At 70.9% G+C, this 26,301-nt stretch carries 26 protein-coding genes; 17 read left to right on the forward strand and 9 right to left on the reverse strand.

What is annotated here, in order from left to right; genetic code table 11:
* Window positions 1-205: 205 nt before the first annotated feature.
* The 4 genes from tatC (at window position 206) to DEJ04_RS01650 (ending at window position 5,458) form a co-directional block, all read left to right on the forward strand.
* Window positions 206-958 (forward strand): twin-arginine translocase subunit TatC, encoded by a 753-nt coding sequence (gene tatC, locus DEJ04_RS01635; RefSeq protein ID WP_110863923.1) that lies wholly within the window; start codon window positions 206-208, stop codon window positions 956-958.
* Entirely contained in the window at window positions 955-3,393 is a 2,439-nt protein-coding gene (locus DEJ04_RS01640; protein ID WP_111045953.1) for an RNA helicase, read from the forward strand. The genes tatC and DEJ04_RS01640 overlap by 4 nt, the downstream gene beginning before the upstream one ends.
* A gap of 11 nt (window positions 3,394-3,404) precedes the next feature.
* Window positions 3,405-4,997: an apolipoprotein N-acyltransferase gene (gene lnt / locus DEJ04_RS01645; RefSeq protein ID WP_258371277.1), complete on the forward strand. Its 1,593-nt coding sequence runs from the start codon at window positions 3,405-3,407 to the stop codon at window positions 4,995-4,997.
* 110 nt (window positions 4,998-5,107) lie between these two features.
* Window positions 5,108-5,458, forward strand: a complete 351-nt coding sequence (locus DEJ04_RS01650) for an RNA polymerase-binding protein RbpA (protein ID WP_111045957.1) — start codon at window positions 5,108-5,110, stop codon at window positions 5,456-5,458.
* Between the two features lie 72 nt (window positions 5,459-5,530).
* Here DEJ04_RS01650 and DEJ04_RS01655 read toward each other — a convergent pair whose 3' ends face one another.
* Both DEJ04_RS01655 and DEJ04_RS01660 read right to left on the reverse strand, forming a co-directional pair.
* Entirely contained in the window at window positions 5,531-6,733 is a 1,203-nt protein-coding gene (locus tag DEJ04_RS01655; protein ID WP_111045959.1) for an SPFH domain-containing protein, read from the reverse strand.
* Window positions 6,730-7,203 carry an NfeD family protein gene (locus DEJ04_RS01660; RefSeq protein ID WP_110863722.1) on the reverse strand — a complete coding sequence of 158 codons (474 nt, stop codon included), beginning with the start codon at window positions 7,201-7,203 and terminating at the stop codon, window positions 6,730-6,732. Before DEJ04_RS01660 ends, DEJ04_RS01655 begins: the two co-directional genes overlap by 4 nt.
* 154 nt (window positions 7,204-7,357) lie before the next feature.
* Here DEJ04_RS01660 and DEJ04_RS01665 point away from each other — a divergent pair, with 154 nt between their 5' ends.
* From DEJ04_RS01665 to DEJ04_RS01685, 6 genes are all read left to right on the forward strand, one after another.
* On the forward strand, window positions 7,358-8,119 hold the full coding sequence (locus DEJ04_RS01665; protein WP_111024422.1) for an SDR family oxidoreductase: 762 nt from the start codon (window positions 7,358-7,360) through the stop codon (window positions 8,117-8,119).
* A 10-nt stretch (window positions 8,120-8,129) separates the two neighbouring features.
* On the forward strand, window positions 8,130-8,582 hold the full coding sequence (locus DEJ04_RS01670; RefSeq protein WP_111045961.1) for an NUDIX hydrolase: 453 nt from the start codon (window positions 8,130-8,132) through the stop codon (window positions 8,580-8,582).
* A 91-nt stretch (window positions 8,583-8,673) separates the two neighbouring features.
* The gene (locus tag DEJ04_RS01675) at window positions 8,674-11,067 is read left to right on the forward strand and encodes an excinuclease ABC subunit UvrA (protein WP_220035539.1); all 2,394 of its coding nucleotides are present in this window, start codon (window positions 8,674-8,676) and stop codon (window positions 11,065-11,067) included.
* A gap of 123 nt (window positions 11,068-11,190) precedes the next feature.
* Entirely contained in the window at window positions 11,191-11,457 is a 267-nt protein-coding gene (locus tag DEJ04_RS01680) for a DUF4190 domain-containing protein (protein WP_111039357.1), read from the forward strand.
* Window positions 11,458-11,584: 127 nt separating this feature from the next.
* A complete protein-coding gene (locus tag DEJ04_RS18305) occupies window positions 11,585-11,740 on the forward strand; it encodes a hypothetical protein (RefSeq protein ID WP_163343611.1) in 156 nt (51 codons plus the stop codon).
* 266 nt (window positions 11,741-12,006) lie between these two features.
* Entirely contained in the window at window positions 12,007-12,570 is a 564-nt protein-coding gene (locus DEJ04_RS01685) for a copper resistance CopC family protein (RefSeq protein WP_258371284.1), read from the forward strand.
* A 16-nt stretch (window positions 12,571-12,586) separates the two neighbouring features.
* Here the strand turns inward: DEJ04_RS01685 and DEJ04_RS01690 are convergent, their stop codons facing one another.
* Entirely contained in the window at window positions 12,587-13,618 is a 1,032-nt protein-coding gene (locus tag DEJ04_RS01690) for an alcohol dehydrogenase catalytic domain-containing protein (RefSeq protein ID WP_111045965.1), read from the reverse strand.
* 252 nt (window positions 13,619-13,870) lie between these two features.
* Here DEJ04_RS01690 and DEJ04_RS01695 point away from each other — a divergent pair, with 252 nt between their 5' ends.
* Window positions 13,871-14,311 (forward strand): GNAT family N-acetyltransferase, encoded by a 441-nt coding sequence (locus tag DEJ04_RS01695; protein ID WP_111045967.1) that lies wholly within the window; start codon window positions 13,871-13,873, stop codon window positions 14,309-14,311.
* Window positions 14,312-14,341: 30 nt separating this feature from the next.
* Here DEJ04_RS01695 and DEJ04_RS01700 read toward each other — a convergent pair whose 3' ends face one another.
* Window positions 14,342-15,022 carry an SDR family NAD(P)-dependent oxidoreductase gene (locus DEJ04_RS01700; protein ID WP_071403827.1) on the reverse strand — a complete coding sequence of 227 codons (681 nt, stop codon included), beginning with the start codon at window positions 15,020-15,022 and terminating at the stop codon, window positions 14,342-14,344.
* 102 nt (window positions 15,023-15,124) lie between these two features.
* Between DEJ04_RS01700 and DEJ04_RS01705 the strand changes: the two genes are divergently transcribed.
* The gene (locus DEJ04_RS01705) at window positions 15,125-15,958 is read left to right on the forward strand and encodes a helix-turn-helix domain-containing protein (RefSeq protein WP_181437698.1); all 834 of its coding nucleotides are present in this window, start codon (window positions 15,125-15,127) and stop codon (window positions 15,956-15,958) included.
* Here the strand turns inward: DEJ04_RS01705 and DEJ04_RS01710 are convergent.
* Window positions 15,945-17,165: a beta-ketoacyl synthase gene (locus DEJ04_RS01710; RefSeq protein ID WP_111045971.1), complete on the reverse strand. Its 1,221-nt coding sequence runs from the start codon at window positions 17,163-17,165 to the stop codon at window positions 15,945-15,947. The genes DEJ04_RS01705 and DEJ04_RS01710 overlap by 14 nt on opposite strands.
* Window positions 17,166-17,219: 54 nt before the next feature.
* Between DEJ04_RS01710 and DEJ04_RS01715 the strand changes: the two genes are divergently transcribed.
* Window positions 17,220-17,798: a TetR/AcrR family transcriptional regulator C-terminal domain-containing protein gene (locus DEJ04_RS01715; protein ID WP_111045973.1), complete on the forward strand. Its 579-nt coding sequence runs from the start codon at window positions 17,220-17,222 to the stop codon at window positions 17,796-17,798.
* 81 nt (window positions 17,799-17,879) lie between these two features.
* On the opposite strand, the gene dhaM is transcribed toward DEJ04_RS01715, so the two are convergent.
* The 3 genes from dhaM to dhaK form a co-directional block, all read right to left on the reverse strand.
* Entirely contained in the window at window positions 17,880-18,614 is a 735-nt protein-coding gene (dhaM, locus tag DEJ04_RS01720; RefSeq protein ID WP_111045975.1) for a dihydroxyacetone kinase phosphoryl donor subunit DhaM, read from the reverse strand.
* On the reverse strand, window positions 18,611-19,237 hold the full coding sequence (gene dhaL / locus DEJ04_RS01725; RefSeq protein WP_111045978.1) for a dihydroxyacetone kinase subunit DhaL: 627 nt from the start codon (window positions 19,235-19,237) through the stop codon (window positions 18,611-18,613). The genes dhaM and dhaL overlap by 4 nt, the downstream gene beginning before the upstream one ends.
* Window positions 19,238-19,359: 122 nt before the next feature.
* Entirely contained in the window at window positions 19,360-20,361 is a 1,002-nt protein-coding gene (gene dhaK / locus DEJ04_RS01730; RefSeq protein WP_111045983.1) for a dihydroxyacetone kinase subunit DhaK, read from the reverse strand.
* A gap of 315 nt (window positions 20,362-20,676) precedes the next feature.
* Between dhaK and DEJ04_RS01735 the strand changes: the two genes are divergently transcribed.
* Window positions 20,677-21,402: an MIP/aquaporin family protein gene (locus tag DEJ04_RS01735; protein ID WP_084740395.1), complete on the forward strand. Its 726-nt coding sequence runs from the start codon at window positions 20,677-20,679 to the stop codon at window positions 21,400-21,402.
* A gap of 83 nt (window positions 21,403-21,485) precedes the next feature.
* Window positions 21,486-22,997, forward strand: coding sequence for a glycerol kinase GlpK (gene glpK, locus DEJ04_RS01740; protein WP_071403832.1), 1,512 nt, complete (start codon window positions 21,486-21,488; stop codon window positions 22,995-22,997).
* Between the two features lie 705 nt (window positions 22,998-23,702).
* On the opposite strand, the gene trpD is transcribed toward glpK, so the two are convergent.
* Window positions 23,703-24,758, reverse strand: a complete 1,056-nt coding sequence (gene trpD, locus DEJ04_RS01745; protein WP_111030102.1) for an anthranilate phosphoribosyltransferase — start codon at window positions 24,756-24,758, stop codon at window positions 23,703-23,705.
* 70 nt (window positions 24,759-24,828) lie between these two features.
* On the opposite strand from trpD, the gene DEJ04_RS01750 reads away from it, so the two are divergent.
* Window positions 24,829-25,467 carry a heme-copper oxidase subunit III gene (locus DEJ04_RS01750; RefSeq protein ID WP_027465617.1) on the forward strand — a complete coding sequence of 213 codons (639 nt, stop codon included), beginning with the start codon at window positions 24,829-24,831 and terminating at the stop codon, window positions 25,465-25,467.
* A 21-nt stretch (window positions 25,468-25,488) separates the two neighbouring features.
* Window positions 25,489-26,298 (forward strand): cytochrome c, encoded by an 810-nt coding sequence (locus tag DEJ04_RS01755; RefSeq protein WP_071403834.1) that lies wholly within the window; start codon window positions 25,489-25,491, stop codon window positions 26,296-26,298.
* Window positions 26,299-26,301: the final 3 nt, after the last annotated feature.

A 26,301-nucleotide genomic window follows, 5' to 3' on the forward strand; every position in this document is an offset into this window, starting at 1 on the left:
GAGACAGGAGCTTGGCCATCAGCGCGCGGATGGCGTCACGGTCGGCGGCCTCGGGCAGCGCGGACAGGTACTGCAGACCGGCGATGAGCGCCGACGCCCGGCGGACTGTCGGTCCCGACCCCGTAAGATCGAGCACATGGCTTCGACGACCGCGCGCGGGCGAGCGAAGCGGCAGGGGCGCCAGAAGACCGACGCCGAAGGCCGCATGTCGCTCGGGCAGCACCTCATCGAGCTGCGCAACCGTCTCTTCCGCGCAGTCGTGGCGATCGTCGTCGGTGCGATCGGCGGCTGGTTCCTCACCCCGTGGGTGCTCGACGCGCTCCGGGCACCGGTGACCGAGCTCGCCAAGGTCGGCGGACACACGGCCGAGCTGAACTTCCCGATGATCACCGGGGCGTTCGACCTCAAGCTGCAGATCGCGATCACGATCGGCGTCGTCATCGCGAGCCCGGTCTGGCTCTACCAGATCTGGGCGTTCATCGTTCCCGCGCTCGTCCGGCGCGAGCGGCAGTACGTCTGGGGCTTCCTCGGCACCGCGATCCCGTTGTTCTTCGCCGGGTGCTACTTCGGGTGGTACATCCTGCCGCACGTGGTCGGCATCCTCGGCAGCTTCGTGTCGAGCCAGGACACCTCGATCGTCGATGCGAAGGCGTACTACGACTTCGTCATCAAGCTCATCGTCGCGGTCGGCATCGCGTTCGTGCTGCCGGTGTTCATCGTGCTGCTGAACTTCGTCGGGGTGCTGTCGGCCTCCGCGATCATCAAGAGCTGGCGCGTCGCGATCCTCTGCATCCTGGTCTTCTGCGCCATCGTCACCCCGAGTGCTGACGTCATCTCGATGTTCCTGCTGGCCATCCCGATGACCGTGCTGTACGTCGCGGCCTGCTTCATCGCGTGGATCCACGACCGCCGTCTGGCGAAGCGCCAGGCGAAGCTCGACGAGGAGTACGACCTGTGAGTGGCACGAGTGCGGCCGAGCGGTTCGCCGCGGCGAAGGTGCGCAACCGGTCGCGCAACCTCGAGCTCTTCCGGACGGACCTGCGGTTCGACCTCGACCCGTTCCAGTTCGCCGCCTGCGACTCGCTCGACCAGGGCCGCAGCGTCCTGGTCGCCGCCCCGACCGGAGCCGGCAAGACCATCGTGGCCGAGTTCGCCATCTGGCTCGCCATGCGCCAGCCGACGGCGAAGGTCTTCTACACGACGCCGATGAAGGCACTGAGCAACCAGAAGTACGCCGAGCTGGTCGACGTCTACGGCGAGTCCGAGGTCGGGCTGCTCACCGGGGACACGAACGTGAACCCCCGCGCCCGCGTCGTCGTGATGACGACCGAGGTGCTCCGCAACATGATCTACGCCGACTCGGACCTGCTCGACGACCTCGCCTGGGTGGTCCTCGACGAGGTGCACTACCTCGCCGACCGGTTCCGCGGTGCTGTGTGGGAAGAGGTCATCCTGCACCTCCCGACCGAGGTCCGCCTGGTCTCGCTCAGCGCCACGGTGTCCAACGCCGAGGAGTTCGGCGACTGGCTGCAGACCGTCCGCGGCGACACCGACGTCATCGTCTCCGAAGACCGTCCGGTGCCGCTGGAGCAGCACGTCCTGGTCGGTTCGAAGATGGTCGACCTGTTCGACTCGAGCGGTGCTGCGGCGACGAACCGCGTGAACCCGGAACTGCTCCGCATGGTCGGTGGCGGTTCGCGGAGCGAGCGGAACGGCGGCGGCCACCGCGGCCGGCGCGGTCGTGGTGGCTACCCCGAGCGTCGCGGGCCCCGCACCGAGAAGGTGCACCGCGAACAGATCGCGCACATGCTCGACGAGCGGATGCTCCTGCCCGCGATCTTCTTCGTGTTCAGCCGCAACGGCTGCGACCAGGGCGTCCGCAACGTCCTGCGCTCGGGCCTGTCCCTGACGACGGTGCAGGAGCGCAACGAGATCCGCGAGACGGCGGAGTACCACTGCCGCACCCTGCTCGACGAAGACCTGGCCGTCCTCGGCTACTGGGAATGGCTCGAAGGGCTCGAGCGCGGGGTCGCGGCGCACCACGCCGGCCTGCTCCCCGCCTTCAAGGAGGTCGTCGAGAACCTCTTCCAGCGCAAGCTCCTGAAGGTCGTGTTCGCCACCGAGACCCTGGCGCTCGGCGTGAACATGCCGGCGCGCACCGTCGTGCTCGAGAAGCTCGAGAAGTTCAACGGCGAAGCCCGTGTGCCGATCACCCCGGGGGAGTACACGCAGCTCACCGGTCGTGCCGGTCGTCGTGGCATCGACGTCGAGGGGCACTCGGTCATCCAGTGGACCGACGGACTCGACCCGCAGGCCGTCGCGTCGCTGGCCAGCCGCCGCACGTACCCGCTCAACTCGTCGTTCAAGCCGACCTACAACATGGCCGTCAACCTGATCGACCAGTTCGGCCGGCAGCGCACGCGCGAGGTCCTCGAGACGTCGTTCGCCCAGTTCCAGGCCGACCGGTCGGTGGTCGACCTCGCTCGCAAGGTCCGCTCGCAGCAGGAATCGCTCGACGGCTACCGCGAGGCGATGCAGTGCCACCTCGGCGACTTCACCGAGTACTCGGCACTCCGCCGTGAGCTCTCCGACCTCGAGCGCACGAACGTGCCCGGCGGTCGCGAGGCGTCGCACGGCGCCCGCCAGGAACGCCAGTCCGCGATCACGGCGGTCCGCCGCCAGCTGCAGCGCCACCCCTGCCACGCCTGCCCGGAACGCGAGGCACACGCCCGCTGGTCCGAGCGCTGGTGGAAGCTCAAGCGTGCCAACGACAAGCTCGTCCAGCAGATCCGGTCCCGCACGGGCGCCGTCGCCACGACGTTCGACCGCGTCACCGAGGTCCTGCTCGAGCTCGGCTACCTGGTGGACGCCGGCAACGGTGAAGCCACGGTGGCCGCGGGTGGCCGTCGCCTGCAGCGCATCTACGGCGACCGCGACCTGCTGGTCGCCGAGTGCCTCGAGGCGGGGGTCTGGAAGGACCTCACCCCGGCACAGCTCGCCGCCATGGCCGCGACGATCATCTACCAGCCCCGCCGCGAGGACGCGCCCGGCACGGAGCACGCCCTGCCCCGCGGTGCGTTCCGCCCCGCGCTCGACGAGACACTGACGATCTGGTCGCGCCTCGACGACATCGAGCGTGCGGCGCGCCTGGCCGGTTCGCAGCCCCCGACCCCGGCGATGGCCGTCGGCATGTTCCGCTGGGCCTCGGGTTCGGCCCTCGACGACGTCCTCCGCACCCTCGACCTGCCGGCCGGTGACTTCGTGCGCTGGTCGAAGCAGGTCATCGACCTGCTCGACCAGATCCGGAACGCCGGCGACGACGAACTCGCCCAGACCGCCCGACGGGCGACGGACGCGGTTCGCCGCGGCATCGTCGCCTACGCGGCGGTCTGACAGGAGGCCCGGTGCCGGTTCCGGAGACCAGTGTGCGCGGGCTGCCCGCTCCCGTCGGCCGCGGGGCGGTCGCGACCGGCCCGATCGCTGCGTTGCCGCTGGGCACCGCAGTGCCGTTGGCCGTCATCGGCGGGATCCTCTTCGCCCTCGCGTTCCCGTCGCCCGGGTGGTGGTTCCTCGCCTACCCGGCACTCGCCTGCATGCTGCTCGCGGTGATGGGGCAGCGGGCGCCGCGTGCGGCGTGGATCGGTTACCTCGCCGGCGCGGCGTTCTGGATCCCGGCCATCTCGTGGGCCGGTCGTTACCTGGGCCCGGTCCCGTGGTTCGCACTCGCCCTGCTCGAAGCCGCGTTCTTCGCGCTCGGCAGCGTCGCGATCGCCCTGGCGTACCGCTGGGTCGCACGCGTCCTGCCCTCGACCGCCGGACGCGTGTGGGGCCTCCCGGCCGTCGTCGCCGCACTCTGGACCGGACGCGAGTGGTTCTCGGGGAGCTGGCCGTACGGCGGTTTCGCCTGGGGGCGCGTCGGCCTGTCGCAGTCGCAGGGGCCGTTCACGCACCTGGCCGCGTACGTCGGCGTCCTCGGGCTGACGTTCATCGTCGTGTACTGCGTCGCGGTCGTGGTGTCGCTCGCGCTCGTGGCACCCCGCGTGCCGGGCGTGACGCTTCGGCTGCCCGTGCGGGTGGCCACGGCGGGTCTGCTCGTCGCGGCGGTCCTGGCCGTGCCGGCGTGGCCGACGGCGACGAGCGGCACGATCCGGGTCGAGGCGGTGCAGGGCAACGGTCCCGCAGGGTACTTCGACCGTGCGGAGCCCGGCGACGTCCTGGCGGCGCAGGTCGCGGCGACGGACGTGGACGCGAAGGGTGTGGACCTCGTCGTCTGGCCCGAGGCCGGTGCGGAGTACGACCCGCGCCAGCAGCCGGTCATCGCGTCCGCCCTCGACTCGGTGGTCGACTCGCTCGACGCCCCGATCGTCGCGGGTGCCATCACGCAGACCCCGTCGGGGGTGCTGCACAACACGTCGTTCGTGTGGACCGCCGACGGCTGGCAGTCGTCCTACGACAAGAAGCGTCCGGTGCCGTTCGGCGAGTACGTGCCCGACCGCTGGTTCTTCTCCAAGCTCGCACCGTCGCTGATCGGTCTGCTGCAGCGCGACTACACGCCGGGGACGAAGCCGAACGTGCTCTCCGTCGCGGGCATCCGTGCCGGCATCTCGATCTGCTTCGACATCGTCGACGACGGTCTGACCGCCGACATGGTGCGCGGGGGAGCGCAGGTGATCCTCGCGCAGACGAACAACGCCGACTTCTCGGGCACCGACGAGAACCTGCAGCAGCTCGAGATCGCGCGGATGCGGGCCATCGAGACCGGTCGGTCGCTGGTGAACATCTCGACCGTCGGAGCGTCGCAGGTCATCGACCCGAGCGGCCGCACGATCGACCGGGTGCCGGAGTACACCGCGACGTCGATGGTGACCGACGTGCCGCTCGGCACATCCACCACCCCCGCGTCGATCCTGTCCGGCTTGATCACGCTCCTGCTCTCCCTCGGGGGGCTCCTCGTGCTCCTCGCCTGCGCGCCCTGGGGTCGTCGCACCCGCTCCTGATCGGGCACGCCGCGCCCAGCCACTGGGAACGGACTGTGAATGCGCCGGTACGGGATTGATGGGGCGTGGGACAGTGTTGTGGAGGGCAGACGAGCGAGAGGAGCACACACATGGCTGATCGGAGTCTCCGCGGCATGCGGCTCGGGAGTCAGAGTCTCCAGAGCGAAGAGGGCGTCGAGCTCTCAGATCGCAAGCGCGCGGTCTACCAGACGGATTCGGGTGAGACGTTCGACATCGTCTTCTCGGCCGATGCGGACGTCCCCCAGACCTGGTCGGAGCCGCGCTCCGGTCGCGAGGGCCGCCTGCTCGGCGACGACGGGATCCCCGTCGAGGTCGCCGAAGAGGACGTGAAGGCAGCCCGCACCCACTGGGACATGCTGCTCGAGCGCCGCTCGCGCGAGGAACTCGAGGAGCTCCTCGAAGAGCGCCTGCAGGTCCTCCGCGCACGACGCGGCGCCTGACACCACCGACCACACGACGACGCCCGCCCCGGTTCCCCGGGGCGGGCGTCGTCGTTCGTTGGTGCCGGAGCGTCAGCGCCGACCGGAGCCGTCGCTGGTGCGGTGACCGGAGGCGTCGTCGCCCGGCGTGGGCGGCGTGTCCTCGACCTGCTCAGCGGTCGCGTCGTCGGCGGCCGCGAGGTGCGCGTCGACACTGCGGTTCGACTCGGCCAGGCGTGCGTCGAGGTCGGACTCGGGAACGATGTCCGCGGCGGTGGCGTCCGCACGCGGCATCGTGGTGTCCGCGGCTGCGGTGTTCGCCAGGCTCTCGTTCGCGAGCTTCGAGATGCGGGACAGGAAGTCCGTGCCACCGGCACCGCCGGCGACCGGACCGGCGCCGCCACCGCGGCTGGCGCTGAAGCCCTTCGCGATGCCGGACAGGGCCTCGGTGAACTCGCTCGGGATCATCCAGAGCTTGTTCGACGTGCCCTCGGCGATCTTCGGCAGGGTCTGCAGGTACTGGTAGGACAGCAGCTTCTCGTCCGGGTCACCGGTGTGGATGGCCTCGAACACGGTCGCGATGGCCTGGGCTTCACCCTCGGCACGGAGCACCTGTGCCTTGGCGTCACCCTCGGCGGCCAGGATCGCTGCCTGTCGCTGCCCCTCGGCCTCGAGGATCTGGGACTGCTTGGTTCCCTCGGCCTGGAGGATCGCGGCACGTCGGCTGCGCTCGGCACGGAGCTGCTGCTCCATGGCGTCCTGGATGGACACGGGCGGCTCGATCGCCTTCAGCTCGACTCGGCCGACGCGGATGCCCCACTTGCCCGTGGCTTCGTCGAGGACGACGCGGAGCTGGCCGTTGATGTTGTCGCGGCTGGTCAGGGCCTCTTCGAGGTTCAGGCCACCGACGACGTTGCGGAGCGTGGTGGTGGTGAGCTGCTCGACGGCGCCGAGGTAGTTCGCGATCTCGTACGTGGCGGCGCGGGCGTCGGTCACCTGGAAGTAGACGACCGTGTCGATCGAGACCACCAGGTTGTCCTCGGTGATCACGGGCTGCGGCGGGAACGAGACGACCTGCTCACGCATGTCGAGCAGCGGCCGCAGGCGGTCGATGAACGGGACGAGAAGGTTCAAGCCCGGGTTGAGGGTCTTGTGGTACTTGCCGAGTCGTTCGACGACGCCCGCGGTGGCCTGCGGGACGATCCGGATCGCCTTCGCCAGGACGACGATCACGAAGATGACGACGACGAGGACGAGCACGAGCAGTGCGATCGTCCCCGGGGAGATGCTGGTCACGAGGTGGCCCTTTCTGCGAGGCGCACGACCGCGGTCGACCCCTCGATCGACTCGACGACCACGGGGGTCCCGAGTGGCGGTGTGCGGTCGACGGAGCCCGCGGCGAACCGCGCGCTCCAGGTCTCGCCGTTGGCCAGGCGCACCTGACCAGGACTGGAGGAGGTGAAGGCGACCGCGACCGTGCCGGCGAGCCCGATGAGCCCCTCGACGTTGGTGCGGTGCGGGTCGGCACCGCGGCCGAGCGCGACGAGCAGTCGCGGTCGGACGAGCGACAGCAGCACGAGGGCGGCCACCGCGGCGACGATGGCGGACAGCCACCACGGGGCGCCGAGCAACGCGGCGATCAACCCGCCGGCGGCACCCGCCGCGAGCATGATGAAGATGAAGTCGAGGGTGAAGATCTCGACCACGCCCAGGAGCAACACCAGGCCGATCCAGACGGTGCTCTGGATCCAATCGATTCCGTTCACGCGATCTCCCTCCCTCGGTCGCGCGCGGCGGCTCGCTGCGTCGCGACAGCCGGTACAACTCCGTTCAACATATCAGGGCCGTCCGACGGTCGTGCAGGCGATTGGTAGGCTCGGTGCGCCCGACCGGCCGGAACCAGACCTGGAGAACACGACTGTGAGCAACCCCCTCGCCCCCGGATCCCTCACCGACAAGCGCGCCGTCGTCACCGGTTCGTCCCGTGGCATCGGCGCCGACACCGTCGGGTACCTCGCCGAGGCCGGTGCGAAGGTCGTCGTGAACTACCGCAACAAGGCCAAGCGCGCGGAGCAGATCGCCGAGAAGATCGTCGAGGCCGGTGGCTCCGCCCTGGCCGTCGGCGCCGACCTCACCGAGCACGACTCCGTGCAGGCCCTCGTCGACACCGTCGTCCAGGAGTGGGGCGGCATCGACCTGCTCGTGCTGAACGCGTCGGGCGGCATGGAGTCCGGCGTCGGCGAGGACTACGCGCTCCGCCTGAACCGCGACGCCCAGGTCGACATGCTGCAGACCGCCGTGCCGCACATGCCCGCCGGCTCCCGCGTGGTGTTCGTCACGAGCCACCAGGCGCACTTCGTCGAGACTGCCGAGACGATGGACGAGTACGTCCCGGTCGCCAAGAGCAAGCGTGCCGGAGAACTCGCCCTCCGTGAGCTCATCCCGCAGCTCGAGGCCGCCGGCATCGAGTTCGTCGTCGTCTCCGGCGACATGATCGAGGGCACGATCACCGCGACGCTGCTGAACCGCCTGAACCCCGGCGCGATCGAGGGTCGTCGGCAGGAGGTCGGCAAGCTCTACAGCGTGTCCGAGTTCGCGGCCGAGATCGCCCTCGCCGCCGTCGAGCCGATCCCCGCCGACCACACCAAGCTGGTCGGCGACGTCAGCGGCTTCGTCGGCTAACGTCGGGCGGGTGACCGCCAAGCCCGGCCTGCGCCGCACCTCCCGCATCTTGCTGCTCGACCCCGAGGGCCGCGTGTTCCTGATGGACACGAATTCGCCCTCGTCGGACGGCGCCCACCGCTGGATCACGCCGGGTGGTGGGGTCGACCCGGGGGAGTCACACCGCGACGCCGCGATCCGCGAGCTGCGCGAGGAGACCGGGATCGTCATCGACGAACCCGGCGAGCCGGTGTGGTCCTGGGACTTCACGGTCGAGTGGGACCTCGCCGACCACGACCGCGGGCACGCCGAGTTCTACGTCGTCCGCACGCCCGGCTTCGAGCTGTCGGACGCCGAGTGGACCGACGACGAGCGCGTCGACATCCTCGCCTCGCGGTGGTGGACCGCCGACGAACTCGACGCGACCGACGAGGAGTTCGAACCCGCCGAGCTGCCGGACCTGGTGCGCCGTCACGGCGCCTGAACACCGCACCGCGGCCTGACGGCCGACCCAGGACCGGACGGGAGGCCCGTGGCGGCCCCGCCACGGGCCTCCCGTCGGTACGCTGACCCGCATGCACACCGATCCGGTCGACGACGACCCCACCGGCGCCGACGCGCACCCTGCCGACCGGCACGGCCGGATCCGGGTACGGGGTGCCCGCGCGAACAACCTGCGCGACGTCGACGTGGACCTGCCGAAGCGGCGGCTCACGGTGTTCACCGGGGTCTCCGGCTCGGGCAAGAGCTCGCTCGTGTTCGGCACCGTCGCCGCCGAGTCGCAGCGGATGATCAACGAGACCTACAGCGCGTTCGTGCAGGGGTTCATGCCCTCGCTCGCGCGCCCGGACGTCGACCTGCTCGACGGCCTGACCACCGCGATCGTCGTCGACCAGGAGCGCATCGGCGCTGACCCGCGCTCCACCGTCGGCACCGCGACGGACGCGAACGCGATGCTGCGCGTGCTGTTCAGCCGACTCGGTCAGCCGCACATCGGGGGGCCGAACGCGTTCTCGTTCAACCTCGCCACCGTGACGGCCGGGGGAGCGATCACGGTGCAGAAGGGTGCGGACGCGAAGGCCCAGAAGGTCTCGTTCACGCGGCTCGGCGGCATGTGCGCGGACTGCGAGGGCCGGGGGCTGGTGAACGACATCGACCTGACGCAGCTGTTCGACGACACGAAGTCGCTCGGGGACGGCGCCCTCACGATCCCCGGGTACGGGACCGACGGGTGGAACGTGCGGCTGTACGCCGAGTCGGGCTACTTCGACCGGGACACCCCGATCCGCGACTTCACGGAGCAGGAGCGGCAGGACTTCCTGTACCGCGAACCGACGAAGCAGAAGATCGCCGGCATCAACATGACCTACGAGGGGCTCGTGCACCGGGTCCGCCGATCGTTCCTGCAGAAGGACCGCGAGGCGATGCAGCCGCACATCCGGGCGTTCGTCGACCGTGCGGTGACCTTCACGACGTGTCCGGCCTGCGACGGGACCCGGTTGAACGACACCGCCCGCTCGTCGAAGATCGCTGGCCGCAGCATCGCCGACGTCTGCGCGATGCAGATCACCGACGCCGTCGCCTGGCTGCGGGGTCTGGACGACCCGGGGGTCGGGCCGTTGCTCGAGGGGCTCCGCGACCTGCTCGAGTCCTTCGTCGAGATCGGCCTCGGCTACCTGTCGCTCGACCGCCCGACCGGCACGCTGTCCGGGGGAGAGGGGCAGCGCGTGAAGATGGTGAAGCACCTCGGCTCCTCGCTCAGTGACGTCACGTACGTCTTCGACGAGCCGAGCACGGGGCTGCACCCGCACGACATCGAGCGGATGAACGAGCTGCTCGTCCGGCTGCGCGACAAGGGCAACACCGTCCTGGTCGTCGAGCACAAGCCCGAGGTCATCGCGATCGCCGACCACGTCGTCGACCTCGGACCCGGTGCCGGTTCCGGCGGTGGGACGCTCTGCTACCAGGGGTCCGTCGACGGGCTGCGTGCGAGCGGGACCGTGACCGGTCAGCACCTGGACGACCGCGTGACCGTGAAGTCCGAGGTCCGTCGTCCGGACGGGGCGATCGCGATCCGCGGCGCCTCGGCCCATAACCTGCACGACGTCGACGTGGACGTCCCCACCGGGGTGCTCACCGTCGTGACGGGGGTCGCCGGCTCGGGCAAGAGCACGCTCATCCACGGGTCGCTGGCCCGGCGCGACGACGTGGTCGCCATCGACCAGAGCGGCATCCGTGGGTCACGGCGGAGCAACCCGGCGACCTACACCGGCCTGCTCGAGCCGATCCGGAAGGCCTTCGCGAAGGCCAACGGCGTCAAGCCCGCACTGTTCAGCGCCAACTCGGAGGGCGCCTGCCCGGCGTGCAACGGTGCCGGTGTCGTGTACACCGACCTCGGCATGATGGCGGGCGTCGCGAGCCCCTGCGTCGAGTGCGACGGCAAGCGGTTCGACCAGTCCGTGCTCGGGTACCACCTGGGCGGGAAGGACATCAGCGAGGTGCTCGGCATGTCCGTCGCCGACGCGTTGGCGTTCTTCGCAGTGGGGGAGTCCGCACTGCCGGCCGCCCACACGATCCTCGCCCGGCTCGCCGACGTGGGGCTCGGGTACCTGACGATCGGCCAGCCGCTCACCACGTTGTCCGGGGGAGAGCGGCAGCGGCTCAAGCTCGCGACGCACCTCGGTGACCGGGGCGGCGTGGTGGTGCTCGACGAGCCCACCGCGGGCCTGCACCTGGCCGACGTCGAGCAGCTGCTCGGCCTGCTCGACCGGCTCGTCGACGCCGGCCGGACGGTCGTCGTGATCGAGCACCACCAGGCCGTGATGGCGCACGCCGACTGGATCATCGACCTCGGGCCGGGCGCCGGGCACGACGGTGGACGGATCGTGTTCGAGGGGACGCCCGCTGCACTCGTGGCGGCGCGGTCGACCCTGACCGGGCAGCACCTCGCGGCGTACGTCGGAGCCTGAGTCGGGGGACAGGCTCGGACGGCGAATCTGGGCACCAGCCGTGTGTGAGGACTACCGTCCTGACTGACGCTCACGATCGGCTACCCGGCCTGGATCGGCGTCCTGACCAGAAGGAGCTCCACCATGTCCAACCCCGGCAACGCGCCCGCGCAGTCGAACACCTTCGCCATCGTCTCCCTGGTGCTCGGCATCATCGGGACCTTCGTGGGCCTGTTCGTGCCGATCGTCGGTGTCATCGGCGGCATCGTCGGCCTCGTACTCGGCATCTCGGCGCGCAAGCGTGGCGGCAGCCGCGGGATGATCACGGCGGGCGTCATCCTGTCGATCGTCGCCATCGTCATCGGTGTGATCGGTTTCATCATCAACGCGGTGGCGCTCTCGAACATGTGAGTGGTGCGCTTCGCATCGTGAGCAGCAATGGTCGAGTCCAGCGGATGGACTCGACCATTGCTGCTCACCAGGCGCCTCGGGGGCCGAGCTTGCAGCTGTTCAGGAACGCGGGCGTACCGTCCGGCGCATGAGCTACAGCCAGCCTGACCCAGCCGAAGAGACCACCCAGAGCGAGTCGCCGGAGCAGCCCGACACCGACCAGGACACCCTGGAGGAACAGGGCGGCGAGCCGGCGGCGCTCGAGATCGACGCCGACGACGTCCCGACGAAGCCCGCCGACTGACACCGTCGTCATCCAGTGAGCAGAAGAGGTCGAGTTCGTACAGCGGACTCGACCTTTTCTGCTCACGAAGCGTCGTACGGGGCGTCCGCCGGAGCGCCGATAATGCATATTATGTCAACTGAGACGTTGCGAGGCCCGCTCGGCTGACGGGACGCTCGACATCACTTCCCTAGCGTGGACCCGTGCACGATCACCGAGATGACCAACGCCGCTCACGAACCGTGACACCCCGGGTCCTGTTCGCCGTCGCCCTGTCCGCGTTCCTCGTGCTGATCGGCACGACACCTGCATCGGCGCACGCAGCACTGACATCGAGTGATCCGGCGGACGGCGCCACCGTGGCTGCCGACCTTGAGCGAGTGACACTCAGCTTCAGCGAGGCGCCGCTTGCCGGGCTCGAAGCCGGTCTGCGCATCGAGGTCCGGGGCGACGGCGGGACCGACGAGTCCTCCGGAGCGGTGGCCGTCGACGGCACCTCGATGTCCAAGGCGGTGTCGCTCTCCCCCGGCCCGCACACCCTCGTCTGGCGGTACGTCTCCCCTGACGGCCATCCGATCGAGGGGCAGCTCGCGTTCTCGGTGGAACCGGCCGCATCTCCGACCGTTTCACCCACGACGACGAGCCCGACGACCGCGCCCACATCATCCTCGGAACCGTCGGCAGCGGCAGCGGCAGCGGGAGCCGCACCGAACACGGGTGCCGGAACGCACGCGCACGGCCACGGCGGCCCGGCACTCCTGTTCGGGGTCGTCGGGATCCTGGCAGTGCTCGTCATCGGCGCGGTCGTGCTCCGCATCCGCCGGGGCGCGGACGCGCGGACCGAGGGTTGACGGGACGCTCCGAGCCTCAGAACACCGCGACGGTCATGCCCGACGACGTCGCTGGTCGGTCCATCGCGACGAGCGCCTCGGGCAGGTCGTCGAAGCCGATCGTGCGGCCGATCGTCTCCTCCGGACGCAGCCGCCCGGCCACGATGGCGTCGAGCATCGCGCCGTACTCCCCGACCGCTGCCCCGTGGCTGCCGAGCAGTTCGAGTTCGTCCGCGATGACCCGGCCCATCGGGATCGCCGGAGCGGCTTCGTCGTCGAGGAGCAGCCCGACCTGCACGTGCCGACCGCGCGGACGCAGGGACGCCACGGCGGCGACGGAGGTGGCACGGCTGCCGTAGGCGTCGAGCGAGACGTGCGCTCCGCCTCCCGTGCGGGATCGGACCGTCGTGACGGCATCGTCGTCCATCAGCACGGTGTCAGCGCCGAGGGCGGCGGCGCGTTCGAGTGCGGCCGTGGAGACGTCGACGGCGACGACGTGCGCGCCGGCGGCCACGGCGACCATGACCGCGGAGAGCCCGACTCCCCCGCAGCCGTAGACCACGACCCACTCCCCTGCGGCGACGCGCCCTCGGGCGTGCAGGGCGTGGAACGCGGTGCCGAATCGGCAGCCGAGCGCCGCCGCCACCGCGAAGTCCACGGCATCGGGCAGCGCGACGAGGTTCAGGTCGGCGTGCGGGACGACCAGGGAGTCCGCGTACGAACCCTGCAGGTCGAACCCGGGCTGCTGCTGGGCGGTGCACACCTGGGTCGCGCCGTCGAGGCATTCGGCGCAGGTCCCGCAGGCGAACACGAACGGTGCCGTGACCCGGTCGCCGACGGCGAAACGCTGGACGCCCGCCCCGATCGCCGCGACGACACCGGCGAACTCGTGGCCGGGCACGTGCGGCAGCCGGACCGAGTCGTCGTGGCCCTTCCACGCGTGCCAGTCACTGCGACAGACACCGGTAGCAGCCACCCGCACGACGACACCGTGGTCCGGGGCCACGGGCTCCGGCAGGTCGACGATCGAGGGGACGGAACCGAACTGGGCGTACTGGACGGCGCGCATGCGGCCATCCTGACAGACGCCGGACGAAGGACGCCCGACGCCGGACCCCGGACCCCGGACCCCGGACCCCGGACCCCGGACGATGGCTGCCCGACGTCGGACCAGCGCGACCGACCGCCAGCCGCGACCCGCGCGTCGGGGTCCCCACGGGCCTCCAGGCCGACGGCCACCCGACCACCCGGCCACGCGAGCGGTCCACCGCACCCCGATCGGCCGTTGCGCCGCAGGCGCGTCCGCCGGTTGACTCGTCACGTGACCGATCTGCGCTTCTCCGCCGACCCCGAAGACCTCGACGTCGACCGCGTGCACCGCTGGCTGAGCGAGGAGTCGTACTGGGCCCGCGGCCGTGACCGGGCGACACAGGAGGCGATCATCGCCGGCTCCCGGAACTTCGGCGTGTACGACGCGACGAGCGGCGCGCAGCTCGGCTACGCGCGCGTGATCACCGACGGCGTGACGTTCGGCTGGCTCGCCGACGTGTTCGTGGACCCCGACGCCCGGGGCCGCGGTGTCGGGGTCGCACTCGTGCGCGGCGTGACCGAGGCGGTCGAGCCGCTCGGCCTGAAGCGCTTCGCCCTGTTCACCGCGGACGCACACGGGTTGTACGAGCGGTTCGGGTTCCGCCCGCTGCCCGATCCGGACGGCTGGATGATGCGTCCCGGGCCGGGGTTCGGCGCCGACGTGCACGACTGACGGGGCGCGGGTGCACACGCAGCGCTGCCCTCAGTACTCGATGCGGCCCTCGCGGTTGTGGAACTCGCCCGTCGGCCCGTCGGTGCCGATCGTCGCGAGCATGACCGTGGCGTCGGTGCCCTCGGTGATCGTCTGGTGTCCGCCGAACCCGTTGAACTCCGTCGCCGTGTAGCCCGGGTCGCTCGCGTTCACCCGGAACCCGGGCAGGTTCTTCGCGTACTGCACGGTCAACGCGATCACGGCCGCCTTCGACGCCGCGTACGGCACCGCCGGCACCCCGTACTCGTCGTGTCCCGGTGTCGTCAGCCAGCGCGGGAACCCCACCCCCGACGAGACGTTCACGATGACGGGTGCCGCCGAACGTCGCAGCAGGGGCAGCGCGGCCTGGGTCACCCGGACGATGCCGGTGACGTTGGTGTCGAGCACGGTCGCCATGGCGCTCGCGTCGAGGTCGTCGACCCCGAACGAGGTGCCGAGGATCCCGGCGTTGTTCACGAGGACGTCGAGCTCGGGGATGGTCGCGATCGCCGCGTCGATGCTGGCCTGGTCGGTGACGTCCAGCTGCACGACGTGGGCGCCGAGTGCGCGGGCGTCGTCGCCGCTGGCCGGGTCGCGCATGCCGGCGTACACGGTGTGGCCGGCTTCGAGCAGTCGGCGTGCGGTCTCGAGTCCGAGGCTGCGGTTGGCCCCGGTGATCAGTGTCGTTGTCATGCGCCCAGCCTGCCCCCGCCAGCCCGGCTCCCCCAGGCACGGTGCGACGGTGGGACCGGCAGTACCAGGACGGACTGGAGGCGCGGGGCGATGATGGTGGACATGAGCGAGTTCGCGAACGTGTTGCGTTCCTGGCGCGACCGGGTGCGTCCCGAGGCGGTCGGCCTGCCGGCCGGCCCCGGCAGACGGACCCCGGGCCTCCGTCGCGAGGAGCTCGCCGCGCTGGCGGGCGTGAGCGTCGACTACGTCGTCCGCCTCGAGCAGGGCCGGGCGACGAACCCGTCGCCGCAGCTGCTCGGCGCCCTCGCGACGGCGCTCCGGCTGTCGTCCGAGGAGCGGGACCACCTGTGCCGGGTGGCCGGCGTCGCCCCGCCGTCGCGTCAGGTCGTGCCGCGGCACATCACGCCCGGCGTGCAGCGGCTGGTCGACCGGCTCGGCGACGTGCCGCTCGCGGTGTTCACGGCGACCCACGACATCGTGCTCTGGAACGACTTGTGGGCCGCGATGAACGGCGACCCCTCGCGGTACGTCGGGCTCGATCGCAACCTGGTTTGGCGGCACTTCACGCAGGAGCGCGACGGGGTGGACTGGGACGACGAGCACCAGGAGGAGTTCTCGAGCGACCTCGCCGCCGACCTGCGGCAGGCGTACGGGCGCTACCCGGCGGACCGTGACCTGGCGGACCTGGTCGAACGGCTGCTGCGGGAGTCCCCCGAGTTCGCCCGCCGGTGGGAGACCGGCCGGATCGCCGAGCACCGCGCGAGCCGCAAGGTCGTGCACACGCCCGTCGGGCCGGTGGAGATCGACTGCGACGTGCTGAGCGTCCCCGGCGGTGACCTGCGGATCGTCGTCTACACGGTCGTCCCGGGCTCCGAGGACGCCGCGAAGCTCGACCTGCTCCGGGTCACCGGCCTGCAGGAGCTCACGCCGCGGTGAACACCAGCGACGCGTTCTGACCGCCGAACCCGAACGAGTTGTTCAACGCGGCACGGAGCGGCGCGGTCCGGGCGGTGCCGGAGACGACGTCGAGGTCCACCGCAGGGTCGAGCCGGTCGAGGTTCAGGGTCGGTGGCACGGTCCCGGTCTCGAGCGCCCGCAGGGTCAGGATCGCCTCGACCGCGCCGGCAGCGCCGAACATGTGCCCGATGGCGCTCTTCGGAGCGGTGACCAGCGCTCCGGTCCCCACCGCACGGCTGATGGCGGCCGCCTCGCCGACGTCGCCGACCGGGGTGCCGGTGGCGTGCGCGTTCACGTGGTCGACGTCGGCGCCGGTGAGGCCCGCCATCCGGATCGCGGCGCGCATGGCCCGCTCCTGCTCGCTGCCGTCCGCCAGCGGTGCGGTGATGTGGTGCGCGTCCGAGGTGATCCCCCACCCGGCGAGCGTGCCGTGCGACCGCTTCCCTCGGGCGGCGGCGTGCTCGGCGCGCTCGAGCACGACGATGCCGGCGCCCTCACCGAGGACGAAGCCGCGGCGGTCGGCGTCGAACGGCCGGGACAGGGTCGTCGGGTCGTCGCCGTCGGGCTTCGCGAGGGCCTGCGACTGCGCGAACGACGCCATCGTCACCGGGGTGACGGCGGACTCGGTCCCGCCGGTGATGACGACGTCGGCCTCACCGGTGGCGATGAGTCGCGCGGAGGTGGCGATGGCCTCCGCACCGGAGGCACATGCCGACACCGTCGTGTAGGCGCCGCCCCGCGCCCCGTAGGCGATGCTGATCTGCGCGGCGGCACCGTTCGCCATGAGCATCGGCACCGTGCGCGGTGAGACCCGCCGGGCACCGGACGCACCGAGCACGTCGTGGGCGTCGAGGAGCGTCTCCACTCCCCCGATCCCGGTGCCGATCACCACGGCGAGGCGGTCGCCCTCCACCGCGGGGGCACCGGCGTCGGCCCAGGCCTCGTCCGCGGCGACGAGCGCCAGCTGCTGACTGCGGTCGAGGCGATTGGCACGGACCCGCCCGAGCGACCCCTCGGCGTCGAGTGCGGCATCGGCCCCGACCCGGATCGGCACCTGTTCCCAGAGCGCTCCGTCGCGGTGTAGGGCGCGGACGCCGGAGCGACCGGCCACCAGGGCGTCCCAGAGCGGCGCGACGCCGTGGCCGAAGGGTGAGACCGCGCCGTAGCCGGTGATGACGATGTCCACGGGAGCTCCTCTTGTACGTTGAACAAGTTGAGTTGTACCACGTACAATTCCGACATGGCAACCACGGTGGACGGCTCTGGCACGGCACGCGGCGCGGCGACACGGGCGAGGATCCTCGCCGCGACGGCCGGACTGCTCAGCGCGGGCGCTCGGAGCGTCACCGTCAGCGAGGTCGCCCGGGCCGCGGGTGTCTACCCGAACCAGATCACCCACCACTACGGCTCGAAGGACCGCCTGGTGCTCGACGCCGCGTTCGCGCTGTTCCTCCGCGACACCACGCGACTGCAGGCGGCCGGCCGTCGTGCCCGCTCGGCGGAGGCGTTCCGGCAGGTCCTCGCCCGCACCGCCCTCGCGATGCCGTCGACCCCGCTCGTGGTCCGCGCGCTCGGGGCCGCCGGGGACGACCCGGCGCAGCGTGCGCGCGTGCGGTTGCTGCTCGCCGTGCTCTTCCGGCAGTCCGAGCGCTACCTGGAGCGCGTCGTCGCCGACCAGGGCTGGACGAGCCCGAGCGGTGTCGCCCGGGACGCCCGCACGTTCTGGAGCGCCGTGTTCGGCGCCACGCTGCTCGCGGACGCCGGGGTCACCGGCGGCCCCTCGGACCTCGACCTGGCGGGGACGATCTCGATCCGTTGACCGGGGCGGGCACCGCCGCCGGGTCTCCCCCGGCGGCGCTGTCACTCGCCCGGTGGCGCTGTCACTCGCCCGGCGGCGGTGTCACTCGCCGAAGCCGGACCGGACCAGTTCCACCAGGGCGTCGACCGCGGCCTGCGCGTCCTGCCCGGTCGCGTCGATCGACACCGTCGCACCCTTCGGCAGCGCCAGGGCCATGATCGCCAGCAGGCTCTTCGCGTCCACGCCGTTGACGTGCACGCTCGCGTCGTACTTCGCCGCCGTCTTCACGAACTCCGCGGCGGGCCGGGCGTGCAGCCCGGTCTCGTTCACCAGCTCGACCGACGCGCTGACGCGGTCGGAGCCGGCCGCGCCGTCGACGGGAGCAGCTCCGTCGGCCGGCCCCGTGCCTCCAGGCTGGTCGCCGGACGGACGGGAGGCGGTGCTCGCGTCCGCCTCGGAACCCGCGGCCGACGCTGCGGCGGCCAGCACCGCGTCGGCGTCGCCGCCCGTCTGGGCGGCGACCGCAGCCGCCACCGCTCCCTCGACCAACGGGGCCTGCGACACGTGGACGCGGGCACGGACGTCGTCGTCCAGGAAGTCGAGCGCGGTGTCGGTCGTCAGGTAGGCGGAGCCGAGGTCGCACAGGACCACGACGGCGTCCGCCTGGGCGAGTTCCTCGATGCCGGCGGTGATCGCCTCGAACGAGGTGCCGATGCCGCCGTCGTCCGTTCCGCCCGCGGCGATGAGCGGCACGTCCGCGGCCATCTGCCGTGCCAGCTCGACGGTGCCCGTCGCGATCGCCGCGCTGTGCGAGACGACCAGGATGCCGACGGTCACGCTGCGTCCACCGCTGCGCGCAGGATGTACGCGGTCGACTGCGCACCGGGGTCGCGGTACCCGATCGCGCGGTCGCCCAGGTAGCTCGCGCGGCCCTTGTGGGCGACGAGCGGCTCGGTGTCCGCCGCACCCTGCGCGGCGGCGTCTGCTGCTGCGGTGAGCACGGCCTTCGGGTCGTCGCCGGCACTGGCGGCCGCTGCTGCGGCGTCGACCGCGGGGCTCCACGCGTCGACCATCGTCTTGTCGCCGACCGCGGCCTTGCCGCGGGACACGACCCCGTCGCGGGCGGCGGTGAGCACGGCGACGAGGGTGTCCGCGTCGAGTTCGGCCGCGTCACCGGCGGCCTGCGCCGCCTTCAGGTAGGCGGTGCCGAAGAGCGGGCCGGCCGCCCCGCCCACCGTCGAGATGAGCTTCGTCGCGACGGTCTTGAGCACGGCACCCGGGGTGTCGAAGGACCCGGAGTCGACGGCCTCGAGCACGGCCCGGAACCCGCGGTCGAGGTTCTCGCCGTGGTCGCCGTCCCCGATCTCACGGTCGAGCGTGACGAGCTCGGCGCGGTGTTCGTCGATCGTCGCGGCGGTGCGACGGACCCAGTCGATGGCCCATGCGGTGTCGAGCGCCAATGCGGTTCCCTTCGTGTGTCGGGCCCGGTGGCCCGGTGTCGTGGTCCGGTGGTCGAGCGGCCGTGGTCGGTCGCGCTTGCCGTTGCAGTCGCGGTCGCGGCCGTGGTCGCGGTCGCGGTCGGTCAGCGTCCCCAGCGCAGGGCCGGGGTCTCCACCGGGGCGTCCCAGAGGGCCGTGAGTTCGTCGTCGAGCACCGTGACGGTGAGCGAGAACCCCTGCATCTCGAGGGACGTGACGTAGTCGCCGACTAAACTACGCGTGACCTGGTGGCCGCGGTCCGAGAGGACCTCGGCGGCGCGTCGGTAGGCGATGTAGAGCTCGGACAGCGGGGTGCCGCCCATCCCGTTCACGAGGAGCAGCAGCGACGACCCGGCCGGGGCGTCGAGGTCGGTCAGGATCGGTTCGAGCACGCGGTCGACCAGCTCGTCCGCCGGTGCCATCGCGATCCGCTCGCGGCCGGGCTCGCCGTGGATGCCGATGCCGAGCTCGACCTCGTCGTCGGCCAGCACGAACGACGGCTCCCCCGCGTGCGGGACGGTTCCCGATGCCAGTGCGAGCCCCATCGACCGCGTGACGTCGTTGACGTGCCGGGCCACGGCGGCGACCGCGTCCAGGTCGTCCCCGCGCTCGGCGGCGGCGCCGGCGCACTTCTCCACCACGACGGTCCCGGCGACACCGCGCCGGCCGGCGGTGAACAGGGAGTCCTGCACCGCGACGTCGTCGTCCACCACGACGGACTCGACGCGGACGTCGTCCATCGCCGCGAGTTCGGCGGCCGTCTCGAAGTTGAGCACGTCGCCGGTGTAGTTCTTCACGATGTGCAGCACGCCCGCACCGCCGTCGACGGCCTTCGTCGCGGCGACGATCGGGTCGGGCGTCGGGCTCGTGAACACCGGGCCGGGCACCGCGGCGTCGAGCATGCCGTACCCGACGAAGCCGGCGTGCAGCGGTTCGTGGCCGCTGCCACCGCCGCTGACGATCCCGACCTTGCCGGCGACGGGTGCGTCAGCGCGGTGCAGGTGGATCGGGTCCTCGACCAGGACGACGTGTCCGGCGTGTGCCCGGGCGAAGCCCCGGACGGTCTCCACGACCACGGCCTGCGGGTCGTTGATGAGCTTCTTCATGCGGTGCCTCCACGGGTACGGGGTCGAACCGTGGCGGTCACACCGCGCGTCGTCGACCGGAGTGGGCCCAATCTACATCGACGGCACGGGCGGCCGTCCGCTCCCGATGCACGTTCGTGCAGTGCGCCGAGGACGCGCCACCGGCTCGGGATCGTGCAGGGGACACTCGTCCTGCACGTTCGTGCACGATGCCGCACTTCGCTCACGAATTCATCGCCCGGCCGTGAGCGTCGTCACTATGGTTGGCCTCAATCACTCAACGGGGAGTGCGGCGCAGCACGGCCGGACCCCCACCTCACGCACTGGAGGTCACCGATGGACGACATCGGCGTCAAGTTCCTGTCCGAGCTCGTCGGTACGGCGATGCTCATCATCCTGGGTGGCGGCGTCGTCGCCGCCGTGTCGCTGGCGAAGTCGAAGGGCTTCGGAGCCGGGTTCCTGATGGTCACGATCGGCTGGGGCTTCGCGGTCTTCGCCGGTGTCACCGTGTCCTACAAGTCCGGCGGACAGCTCAACCCCGCGGTCAGCCTCGCGCAGGCGATCCTCGGCAACATCACCGTCGGCGAGATGTTCCTGTTCTGGCTCGCCCAGCTGATCGGCGCGATCATCGGTGCGGTCATCGTCTGGCTCGCCTACAAGCAGCACTTCGACGAGGAGCCCGACGCGGCCGCCAAGCTCGGCGTCTTCTCGACCGGCCCCGCGATCCGGTCGTACGGCTGGAACCTCGTCACGGAGATCATCGGCACCTTCGTGCTGGTCTTCGTCGTCATCGCGTTCACCAACGGGCAGACCCCGTCGGAGCTCGGTGCGATCCCCGTCGCCTTCCTCGTGATCGCGATCGGTGTCAGCCTCGGTGGCCCCACCGGCTACGCCATCAACCCGGCCCGTGACCTCGGCCCCCGCATCGCGCACGCCTTCCTGCCCATCAAGGGCAAGGGCTCGAGCGACTGGGCCTACGCCTGGGTGCCGGTCGTCGGACCGCTGATCGGTGGCGCCCTCGCCGCCGGGCTGTCCTACGCCCTGCTGCCCATCGTCAGCTGACCCACCCCCACCCCGAAGGCGTGGACGGCCGTGCAGTACGGCCGGACACGCACCCGCACCGAACACACCCGTAAGGAGCACCAATGGCCGACTACATCGTCGCCATCGACCAGGGCACGACCTCGACCCGAGCAATCGTGTTCGACCACTCCGGTTCGATCATCTCGACCGGGCAGAAGGAACACGAGCAGATCTTCCCGCGCGCCGGGTGGGTCGAGCACGACCCCGCCGAGATCTGGGACAACACCCGCGAGGTGATCGGTCAGGCACTGTCGCGTGCCGACATCACGCGTCACGACGTCGCAGCCGTCGGCATCACCAACCAGCGCGAGACCGCCGTCGTCTGGGACAAGACCACCGGCAAGCCGATCTACAACGCGATCGTCTGGCAGGACACCCGCACGCAGGCGCTCGTCGACAAGCTCGCCGACGGCGACACCGACAAGTACAAGGCCATCGTCGGCCTGCCGCTCGCGACGTACTTCGCCGGCACCAAGATCATGTGGATCCTCGAGAACGTCGAGGGTGCTCGTGAGAAGGCGGAGGCGGGCGACCTGCTCTTCGGCACCACCGACACCTGGGTCCTCTGGAACCTGACCGGCGGCATCGACGGCGGCGTGCACAAGACCGACGTCACGAACGCGTCCCGCACGCTGTTCATGGACCTCGAGACGCTGCAGTGGCGCGACGACATCCTCGCCGACTTCGGCGTGCCGAAGTCGATGCTCCCCGAGATCGTCAGCTCCTCCGAGGTATACGGCCACGTCGAGTCCTCGAGCCTGCTGCGCGAGGTCCCGATCGCCGGCATCCTCGGCGACCAGCAGGCCGCGACCTTCGGTCAGGCCGCGTTCGACCAGGGCGAGTCGAAGAACACCTACGGCACCGGCAACTTCCTGATCTTCAACACCGGTACCGAGATCGTCCGCTCCGAGAACGGCCTGCTCACCACCGTCGGCTACAAGCTCGGCGACCAGGAGACGCACTACGCCCTCGAGGGTTCGATCGCCGTCACGGGCTCGCTCATCCAGTGGCTCCGCGACAACCTCGGTCTGATCGGCAGTGCCCCGGAGGTCGAGGCCCTGGCCAAGACCGTCGAGGACAACGGTGGCGTGTACTTCGTGCCGGCGTTCTCCGGGCTCTTCGCGCCGTACTGGCGTCCGGACGCCCGCGGTGCGATCGTCGGCCTCACCCGCTTCGTCAACAAGGGGCACATCGCGCGTGCCGCCCTCGAGGCGACGGCGCTGCAGACCCGCGAGGTCCTCGACGCGGTCAACGCCGACTCCGGTGTGGACCTGACCGAGCTCAAGGTCGACGGCGGCATGACCGCCAACAGCGAGCTCATGCAGTTCCAGGCCGACATGCTCAACGTGCCGGTCGTCCGTCCGGTCGTCGCGGAGACGACGGCGCTCGGTGCGGCCTACGCCGCCGGTCTCGCGGTCGGCTTCTGGGCCAACCTCGACGAGCTCCGTGCCAACTGGCAGGAGGACAAGCGCTGGGAGCCGCAGCTCGACGCCGCCGAGCGCGAGCGCACGCTCCGCCTGTGGAAGAAGGCCGTCACGAAGACCTTCGACTGGGTCGACGAGGACGTGCAGTAACGAAGCACGCGCACGCTGACCGCGTGCACTGAACGCACCGACGGGAGGCCCGGTGCCGGTTCCATGAACCGGCACCGGGCCTCCTGTGCGTTGCGTCTCCTGCGGGTGGGTCGCGGTTGGCCGGTCGGTTGGTTGCGGGGTGGGTGCCGGCACGGCACGGTGCGGGCTTGTTCACCGGGTGCAGCGGTAACCGCCCGGTGCGAGCCCGTGGCGCAGCACCAGGCCGTCAGGCTCGCACCGGGTGACGCACCGCGCACGGTGCGGCTCGCGCGGATGCGGCACGGGATCGCGGACCGCGCACGGTGCGGACTGGAGGCGCGGGGCGGGCCCGCCACGGCCCTCCGGTCCGGCACGGGGTGGCAGGCACGGCACGGCGCGGTGTTGTTGACCGGGTGCAGCGGTGACTGCCTGGTGCGCGCCCGTGGCGCAGCACCGAGCCGTCAGGCTCGCACCGGGTGACGCACCGCGCACGGTGCGGCTCGCGCGGATGCGGCACGGGATCGCGGACCGCGCACGGTGCGGACTGGAGGCGCGGGACGGGCCCGCCACGGCCCTCCGGTCCGGCACGGGGCGGCCGGCACGGCACGGTGCGGGTTTGTTCACGGGGTGCAGCGGTGACCGCCGGGTGCGCGCTCGTGGCGCAGCACCGAGCCGTCAGGTTCGCACCGGGTGCCGGACCGCGCACGGTGCGCAGGGCGGCGTGGACTACGCGGCGGGGGCTGCGCCGACCCAATCAGCCAGTTTGCGCGCACCGGCGCCTGAGTCGACCGCCTCGGCGGCGACGACCAGCTGCTCGCGGAAGCGCTGCAGGATCGGCCGGTCAGACTCGTTCGGGTCCTGTGCCAGCCGGAACGAGACGAGGCCGGCCGCGGCGTTCAGCAGGACGATGTCGCGGACGGGTCCGGTCTCCCCCGCGAGCACCCGGTGGACGACGCCGGCGTTGTGCTCGGGGTCGCCGCCGAGCAGGTCCTCCGTGCGTGCCCGGGCGATGCCGAGGTCCCGCGGGTCGAGGTCGTGCTCGGTGACGCGGCCGCCCGTGACCTCCCAGATGTGGCTGTGCCCGGTGGTGGTCAGCTCGTCGAGTCCGTCGTCGCCGCGGAACACGAGGGCCGTCGCTCCGCGCGTCTGGAACACGCCCGTGATGATCGGAACGAGGTCGAGCTGGGCGACCCCTACAGCGTTGGCCTCGCACCGTGCGGGGTTGACCAGCGGGCCGAGGAAGTTGAACACCGTCGGCACGCCGATCTCGCGCCGCACCGGGCCTGCGTGGGCGAAACCGGGGTGGAACGCGTTGGCGAAGGCGAAGGTCAGCCCGACACGCCGGAAGGTGTCCGCGACACGCGCGGCGTCCATCGTGAGATCGAGTCCGAGGGCGGCGAGCACGTCGCTCGAGCCGGACTTCGACGAGCTGGCCTTGTTGCCGTGCTTGACGACGGGGACCCCGGCGGCGGCGATCACGATGGCCGCCATGGTCGAGATGTTCACGGTGCCGACCACGTCGCCACCGGTCCCGACGATGTCGAGCGCCATCGGATCGACGTCGAGCGGAACCGCGGCGTCCAGGATCGCGTCGCGGAACCCGACGACCTCGTCGACGGTCTCGCCCTTCGCGCGGAGCGTCACGGCGAAGGCTGCGATCTGTGCCTGGGTGGCGCGCCCGTGCACGATCTCCTCCATGGCCCATGTGGATTGCCTGATCGTCAGGTCCTCGCGCGCCATGAGCGCGCTGATCACTGCTGGCCAAGAAAGTGCGTCAGGCATGGCTCGATCGTAGTGAATTCGAGAGACCCGCCAGTCTCCTGCGAAAACACTGTCGGGGGTTTCGGCCATAATGGAGGACGTGACTAGCACCTCTCTCTCCAGATCAGCCAGCGGTCCGGCCCTCAACAGGCCGAACGCCGTGGCCGTGGGGACGATCGTGTGGCTGGGCAGCGAGGTCATGTTCTTCGCCGGCCTGTTCGCGATCTACTTCACGCTCCGCAGCACGTCCCCTGAGCTCTGGGCGACCGAGACCGCGAAGCTCGAGGTGCCCTTCGCCTCCGTGAACACGATCATCCTGGTGCTGTCCAGCTTCGCCTGCCAGTTCGCCGTGTTCGCCGCGGAGCGCTTCCAGGTGCACCGGACGAGCTGGAACCCGCGCCACTGGGGCATGACGGAGTGGTTCTTCGTCACCTACGCGATGGGTGCGATCTTCGTCTGCGGCCAGATCTTCGAGTACGCCAACCTCTGGCACGAGGGCGTGACGCTCTCCTCCAGTGCCTACGGCTCGGCGTTCTACATGACCACCGGGTTCCACGGGCTCCACGTGACCGGTGGCCTCATCGCCTTCCTGCTGACGCTCGGCCGCGGTTTCGCCGCCAAGAACTTCGGCCACAAGGAAGCGACCACCGCCATCGTCGTGTCGTACTACTGGCACTTCGTCGACGTCGTGTGGATCTTCCTCTTCGCCGTCATCTACCTTCTCAAGTAGGAACTGGACACCCCCCAGCACATGTTCAACAGAACCAAGTCCAAGAAGGGCCGCCGTTCACCGATGGCGACCGTGTCGCTCATCGTCGTGGGTCTCATGACCACCGGTGGCGCGTACGCACTGTTCAGCTCCACGGCGAACGCCGACGACAGCACGAACACCGTCGCCGCCTCGAGCCAGTCGCAGGTGAACGAGGGCGAGAAGCTCTTCGCCTCGAACTGCGCCACCTGCCACGGTCTCTCCGCGCAGGGCACGAGCGAGGGCCCGTCCCTGATCGGTGTCGGGGCCGCGTCGGTCGACTTCCAGGTCGGCACCGGCCGCATGCCGATGGCCGCTCAGGGCCCGCAGGCCGAAGAGAAGCCCGCGCAGTTCACGGACGAGCAGGTCGACGCACTCGCGCAGTACGTCGCCTCCCTCGGCCCCGGCCCGTCGGTTCCGTCCACCGAGCTCACCAACGGTGAGGACGGCGACGCCGCCGAAGGCGCCGAGCTGTTCCGCATCAACTGCGCCATGTGCCACAACGTGGCCGGCGCCGGCGGTGCGCTGACCGAGGGCAAGTACGCCCCGAACCTCGAGACGGTCTCCGGCAAGCACATCTACGAGGCCATGCTCACCGGCCCGCAGAACATGCCGGTCTTCAACGACCTGAACCTGACGCCGGAGCAGAAGGCCGACATCATCACGTACCTCAAGTACGTGCAGGACAACAAGTCCCCCGGTGGCTTCGCACTCGGCTCCCTGGGGCCGGTCGCCGAGGGTCTGTTCATCTGGATCTTCGGACTCGGCGCGGTCGTCGCGATGACCGTCTGGCTGACCGCGAAGTCCAACTGATCG

This window comes from Curtobacterium sp. MCLR17_044, assembly GCF_003234435.1.
Lineage (GTDB): Bacteria > Actinomycetota > Actinomycetes > Actinomycetales > Microbacteriaceae > Curtobacterium > Curtobacterium flaccumfaciens.

What these genes read in the sequence shown, in the direction of transcription:
- DEJ04_RS01650 (WP_111045957.1), top strand. Translation starts at nt 5,108, where the DNA reads ATGGCTGATCGGAGTCTCCGCGGCATGCGGCTCGGGAGTCAGAGTCTC.
- DEJ04_RS01680 (WP_111039357.1), top strand. Translation starts at nt 11,191, where the DNA reads ATGTCCAACCCCGGCAACGCGCCCGCGCAGTCGAACACCTTCGCCATC.
- trpD (WP_111030102.1), bottom strand. Translation starts at nt 24,758, where the DNA reads ATGCCTGACGCACTTTCTTGGCCAGCAGTGATCAGCGCGCTCATGGCG.
- DEJ04_RS01690 (WP_111045965.1), bottom strand. Translation starts at nt 13,618, where the DNA reads ATGCGCGCCGTCCAGTACGCCCAGTTCGGTTCCGTCCCCTCGATCGTC.
- dhaK (WP_111045983.1), bottom strand. Translation starts at nt 20,361, where the DNA reads ATGAAGAAGCTCATCAACGACCCGCAGGCCGTGGTCGTGGAGACCGTC.
- DEJ04_RS18305 (WP_163343611.1), top strand. Translation starts at nt 11,585, where the DNA reads ATGAGCTACAGCCAGCCTGACCCAGCCGAAGAGACCACCCAGAGCGAG.
- DEJ04_RS01750 (WP_027465617.1), top strand. Translation starts at nt 24,829, where the DNA reads ATGGAGGACGTGACTAGCACCTCTCTCTCCAGATCAGCCAGCGGTCCG.
- DEJ04_RS01675 (WP_220035539.1), top strand. Translation starts at nt 8,674, where the DNA reads ATGCACACCGATCCGGTCGACGACGACCCCACCGGCGCCGACGCGCAC.
- tatC (WP_110863923.1), top strand. Translation starts at nt 206, where the DNA reads ATGTCGCTCGGGCAGCACCTCATCGAGCTGCGCAACCGTCTCTTCCGC.
- DEJ04_RS01755 (WP_071403834.1), top strand. Translation starts at nt 25,489, where the DNA reads ATGTTCAACAGAACCAAGTCCAAGAAGGGCCGCCGTTCACCGATGGCG.
- glpK (WP_071403832.1), top strand. Translation starts at nt 21,486, where the DNA reads ATGGCCGACTACATCGTCGCCATCGACCAGGGCACGACCTCGACCCGA.
- DEJ04_RS01735 (WP_084740395.1), top strand. Translation starts at nt 20,677, where the DNA reads ATGGACGACATCGGCGTCAAGTTCCTGTCCGAGCTCGTCGGTACGGCG.
- DEJ04_RS01705 (WP_181437698.1), top strand. Translation starts at nt 15,125, where the DNA reads ATGAGCGAGTTCGCGAACGTGTTGCGTTCCTGGCGCGACCGGGTGCGT.
- DEJ04_RS01700 (WP_071403827.1), bottom strand. Translation starts at nt 15,022, where the DNA reads ATGACAACGACACTGATCACCGGGGCCAACCGCAGCCTCGGACTCGAG.
- DEJ04_RS01715 (WP_111045973.1), top strand. Translation starts at nt 17,220, where the DNA reads ATGGCAACCACGGTGGACGGCTCTGGCACGGCACGCGGCGCGGCGACA.